This window comes from Mesorhizobium sp. M7A.F.Ca.CA.004.04.2.1, from assembly GCF_004022825.1.
GTDB lineage: Bacteria > Pseudomonadota > Alphaproteobacteria > Rhizobiales > Rhizobiaceae > Mesorhizobium.
Genome location: NZ_RZPH01000428.1, coordinates 1 through 4,793 on the forward strand (window position 1 = coordinate 1; position 4,793 = coordinate 4,793).

Genomic DNA, 4,793 nt, shown 5'->3' on the forward strand with positions numbered 1-4,793 from the left:
ATATATGACGGCCCGCTGATCGACGACGTCTACCACTCAGACATTCCCGACTACATGGCGACGCTGATGCGCCTGCGCGACCTCCATGTCTCAGTCGTGCATGGCGGGCATTTCCCAAGCTTCGGCAAGGTACGCTACCGCCAGCTTGTCGACGAGTATCTGGCGCAAAAGCGGCAGGCCGGCTGCCATCTGCGGCAGCCCTGAAGCAGTTAGCGCATCAGTTCGAAATGCCGGGGGAACGCCTGATGCAGCAGGAGCAGCATGGTCTTGCGCAGCACGTTGGTGTCACGGCTGGACGGATTGAGATGATCCCAATACCAGGCGCCATGAACCAGATAATTCAGGCTCTCCGACAGCGTATCGATGTCGACGCCGGTATAACCGCCACTGCGCGAAATCTCGATCAGCAGCTCGCGCGCCTCGGCGGTGTAGGCAAGGTCGCTCGGCAGGCCGATTTCGTTGTAGATCTGCATGCTCTTGCGGTCGCTGGAAAACACGACAAAAACTGAAACCCATTTCGGATGCTGGCGGGCGAAACGTTGCGCGCAATCGACCGCGCCCAGAGCCCGCTCAACCGGCGACAGGCCGGGCGCCCGCACCAACGTCACCCACAGCTCATCATATCGATCGCTGAGATACTGCAGGACGGCGCGAAACAGGTTCTCCTTGCTGCGGAAATGGAAGACGACCAGGGCATTGGACGAGCCGACATGTTCGGCGATGCGCTGCATGGTGACGCTTGCCAGCCCCTCCTCCGCGATGAGTTCGATGGTGGCGTCGATGATCCGCTGCACGCTGGCTTCGCCGCGCTCGCGCCGACGGTCCTTGGGCGGCGCGGCATCGTTTGCCGCACGCCCATTCTTCGCCGTAGCGCCTTTGCGTTTTGCCGCCGCAGCCTTTTGTTGCGCCATCTTCGTCCAGCTCCTTTCGGACCTTCTGGCGCGATCACCGGCGCCACCACAGATTCGTCTATTCGAGGTGTCCGGCGTCGGCTCTCCAACCGCGGCAAGAGCCGCATCGCCCTGTTATAGCGACGGACGCGTTTCGGCGTTTGTGTACCACTGCCCGTTGGCCGTCTCATAGGCCATGGCCGCTCGGAAAACATCGGCATCGCAATAGGTGCGGCCGACGATCTGGATGCCTGTCGGCACGCCGCTTGCCGCCCGACCCGAAGGGATGGACAGAACCGGACAACGGCTCATCATGTTGAACGGCGTCGTCATCACCCATCCCAACGACGGGTTCACCTGCTTACCGTTGATCTCGACCGTACCCGTGGTCTGATCGAACTCCGCCGGCACGGAGGGAAGCGCGTTGGTCGGGCAGATCAGCACATCGTAGGTCTCCAGCAGCGGCCCCAGCGTCTGGTACATCCTGGCCGCCACGTCGAGTGTTCCGACAAAGTCCGTCGCCTTCGACTTTTGCCCGTCCTCGGCGAACTGCCTGGCATAGCTCGTCATGTCCTTGCCGTGCTTCTTGAGCAGCTGCGACAGCGATGCGCCGAACAGATGCTCGAGATAGGCCATGCCCGCCCTGAGCACTTCGTCGCCCCAGCCCAGATCGACTTCCTCGACCGTGGCGCCGAGCGAACGGAACACATCGCAGGCGGCAAGCGTGTTCTTGCGCACGTCCGGGTCGACTTCGAAAGAACCAAGGTCCATCGAGAAAGCAATCTTCCAGCCCTTGATCGGCTTGTACTCGAGCGGCAGGCGCAGTTTCGGGCGCAGCGTGGCGATGTCGAGCGGGCTTGGTCCGGCCATCACATTCTGCAGCAGGATCGCATCCCCGACGTTTCGCGCCAGCGGTCCGGTGTGGCAGTAGAAGTCGAGGTTGAATGGCGGCTCGTCCGGATTGCGCCCGTAAGGCGGCTTGAAGCCGACAAGACCGCAGGCCGACGCGGGAATCCGGATCGATCCCGCAATGTCCGAACCGGTGGCGATCGACGACGTGCCGGATGCCAGCGTCGCCGCGGAGCCTCCCGACGAACCACCGGGCGTGAAATCCGGGTTCCACGGATTGCGCGTCACGCCCCAGCGTTTCGACCAGGTGTAGCCGGCGCAGCTGAATTCAGGCGTCGCCGTGCGGGCATGGACAATGCCTCCGGCCTTGATGATGCGCTCGTTCATCGTCGAGGTATGGCCACCGATAGCATCCCCGGACAGCAGCGAGCCGTGCGAGGTCCGCTTGCCCTTGATGTAGCTCTCGTCCTTTATGCCGATCGGCAGGCCCTCGAGCGCCCCGGTCCGGGCGCCCCTGGCGTATTTTGCCTCGGCTTTCCTGGCCAGGTCTATCGCCTCGTCGAAATGCGTGAAGGTGAGGCAGTTGATCGTCGCTTTGGTGGCTTCGGCGCGGCGGATGGTGGCCTGCATCAGTTCGACGGGCGAAAGCTTCTTTGCCTTGAACAGCCGCAGCGCCTCGCTGGCCGGCATGTAGCAAAGGTCGAGATCGGTCATGGGAAGTCTCCTGCGATCTGCGCATCGCGTTTGGCATGGACGGAAGATGACCGCGCCGCGTGCGGCGGCGCGGGAAAGCCTGGTCAGGTCATTTCTGCAGGTCGGTCCAGATCTTCGTGTAGAGCGCCTGCACATCGGGCGGGCAGGCCAGCATGAATTGGCCCTTGGCGGCGAACTCGGCGGGAATGTTGACTTCCGGCGCGGTCTTCATGTCGTCGGGCATGAAGGCTTCCGAGCCCTTGATGCCGTTCGAATAACGCGCAAAGGCTGAGATCAGCGCCGCATTCTGCGGATCCATGATGAAGTTCTGGAACAGCTTGGCGTTGTCGACATTCTTGGCGTCCTTGAGGACAGCGACATTGTCCATCCAGATCGGATAGCCTTCCTTGGGATAGCCATAGACGATCTTGTCGTTCTCAAGCCGCTCGCGCAGCGATATGCCGTTCCAGTTGACGCCCGCGGCGATGTCGCCCCTGCCCAGGCCATCGACGGCCGCATAGTCGAGCGAAAGCCATCTCGCCTTCGCCTCCACCAGCTTGTCATGCACCTTCTTCAGCATCTGCATGTCGCTGCTGCAATATTTGCCACCCTCGTAAGCGATGGCGAGGAACATGATGTCACCCATTTCGGGTACGACATTGATCTTGCCGACGAGTTCGGGAGGTGGGTCGAGGAAGATCGCCGATGTGTTCGGATCGCCGGCATAGACCGACTTGTTCACCGAAATGCCGGTCGTGCCCCACTGCCATGGAACGGTGTATTTACGGCCTGGATCGAATGGAACATCGACCCACCTCGGATCGACGTTCTTGAAGTTTTCCATCTTGTTGGGATCGGTCTCCAAGAGCAGACCTTCGCTGATCCAGACCGGCACGACGCTCGCCGAAGGCACGACGATGTCATAGCCGGAGGCGCCCTGCCGGACCTTGGCCAAGGCAGTATCGTTGGAATCATAGTCGGTGACGGTGACCTTGACCTTGTAAGTCTCCTCGAACTTCTTGATCAGGTCGGGGCTGGTGTAATTGCCCCAATTGTAGATGTTGAGCTCGCCGTCGGCACGGGCCACGCCCGTGACAGTCAGCAGCGACAGGCCGATGGCCGTCACGGTCAGTTTCAAGTTCATGCTGCATGCTCCCATTGTTGGACCGGCGGCGTTACGGCCTCAGGTCCGTTTCCTGCTGACGAAAAGATGACCGCGACAATGCCGATCGACGGCACGAGAGCGGCCGTCGACATCGCACTCGCGGCATGCGGCGCACCGGCAACGGCAAGCCGCATCGCGGTCGAGATATTCCCCTCTTCATTGTGGCCATTCACCGGCTGGCGCCGGCTGTCCAACTCAATTCGCGACCTCAGGAGTAACTATGACTAAACATACAGTCAATATCTTTCCGCGGGTACGGCCATTGCTCGGCGATTGACGATGCGCCCGATGAGATGGTGACTGAGTGAGCAGGCAGAAAGAGGTTTAGCCGCGATACCGGACGCGTCAGGCCGTGGAGGCCGAAATGCTCGCGGCCGCAATTCGCTGGCGGAACCAATCGAAGGTGCGCCCGATGCCTTCCTGATAGCTCGTCCTCGCTTCCCAGCCAGGAAGGACATGCCTCGCCAAAGTCAGGTCCGGACACCGATTTGTCGGATCCTGGGGAGCTGGAGGGTGGTGCTCGATGCGGCTGCCGGGGACAAGCGATCTTACGAATTCCGCGATGCGCAGGACCGAAACCTCGTGGTCGTTGCCAATGTTCAGAGGACCGCGATGCGAGATGCCGTCGCGCCAGAAGTAACGTTCCAGCCCCTCGACGATATCGTCGACATAACCCCAACTGCGCGATTGGGAGCCGTCGCCATAAACCGTCAGAACCCCGGTTGTCAGTGCCTGGATGGCAAAATTCGAGACGGCGCGTCCGTCGTCGATGCGGGTTCGTGGCCCATATGTGTTGAATATCCTGACGACGCGAATGTCGAGCCCGCCGACCCGCTGCTGCTCGAACAGCAATGCCTCTGTGCAGCGCTTGCTTTCATCATAGGAAGCCCTGGGACCGGTGCAGTCCACCGATCCCCTGTAACTCTCGGGTTGCGGTGAAACCAGGGGGTCGCCGTAGACTTCCGAGGTCGAGGCGAAGCAGAAGCGACCGCCGGGCTTGAGCAGCGTCAGGAGATTGAGCGCGCCGCCGATATTGGCCTTGATCGTGCGTACCGGCTCGCGCATGTACCAAAGCGGCGACGCCGGCGACGCGAGATGGATGATCTCATCGAAGCCCTGAAGGGATGAAAAGCTTTCGGCGTCGGCAATCTGCAGATCGAAACGCGGATCGGCGACATGCGCGATGTTGTCTCGCG

At 61.3% G+C, this 4,793-nt stretch carries 5 protein-coding genes and 1 pseudogene; 2 read left to right on the forward strand and 4 right to left on the reverse strand.

Annotated elements, in window-relative coordinates:
• Positions 1 to 204: pseudogene (locus EN893_RS19185) on the forward strand (MBL fold metallo-hydrolase); the annotation flags it as partial.
• Between the two features lie 5 nt (positions 205 to 209).
• Here the strand turns inward: EN893_RS19185 and EN893_RS19190 are convergent.
• The 3 genes from EN893_RS19190 to EN893_RS19200 all read right to left on the reverse strand — a co-directional run bounded on the left by EN893_RS19190 (position 210) and on the right by EN893_RS19200 (position 3,576).
• Positions 210 to 911, reverse strand: a complete 702-nt coding sequence (locus EN893_RS19190; protein WP_013531378.1) for a TetR/AcrR family transcriptional regulator — start codon at positions 909 to 911, stop codon at positions 210 to 212.
• Between the two features lie 114 nt (positions 912 to 1,025).
• On the reverse strand, positions 1,026 to 2,453 hold the full coding sequence (locus EN893_RS19195) for an amidase (protein ID WP_127269127.1): 1,428 nt from the start codon (positions 2,451 to 2,453) through the stop codon (positions 1,026 to 1,028).
• 88 nt (positions 2,454 to 2,541) lie between these two features.
• Positions 2,542 to 3,576, reverse strand: a complete 1,035-nt coding sequence (locus EN893_RS19200; RefSeq protein ID WP_127269126.1) for an extracellular solute-binding protein — start codon at positions 3,574 to 3,576, stop codon at positions 2,542 to 2,544.
• A 66-nt stretch (positions 3,577 to 3,642) separates the two neighbouring features.
• On the opposite strand from EN893_RS19200, the gene EN893_RS19205 reads away from it, so the two are divergent.
• On the forward strand, positions 3,643 to 3,825 hold the full coding sequence (locus tag EN893_RS19205) for a hypothetical protein (RefSeq protein WP_127269125.1): 183 nt from the start codon (positions 3,643 to 3,645) through the stop codon (positions 3,823 to 3,825).
• Positions 3,826 to 3,942: 117 nt separating this feature from the next.
• Here EN893_RS19205 and EN893_RS19210 read toward each other — a convergent pair.
• The coding region (locus EN893_RS19210; RefSeq protein ID WP_128361701.1) for an NAD-dependent epimerase/dehydratase family protein at positions 3,943 to 4,793 on the reverse strand (851 nt) is incomplete at its 5' end.

Bases quoted from the DNA above. Each gene is read 5' to 3' on its own strand.
- EN893_RS19190 (WP_013531378.1), bottom strand. From the start codon at position 911: ATGGCGCAACAAAAGGCTGCGGCGGCAAAACGCAAAGGCGCTACGGCG.
- EN893_RS19195 (WP_127269127.1), bottom strand. From the start codon at position 2,453: ATGACCGATCTCGACCTTTGCTACATGCCGGCCAGCGAGGCGCTGCGG.
- EN893_RS19200 (WP_127269126.1), bottom strand. From the start codon at position 3,576: ATGAACTTGAAACTGACCGTGACGGCCATCGGCCTGTCGCTGCTGACT.
- EN893_RS19205 (WP_127269125.1), top strand. From the start codon at position 3,643: ATGACCGCGACAATGCCGATCGACGGCACGAGAGCGGCCGTCGACATC.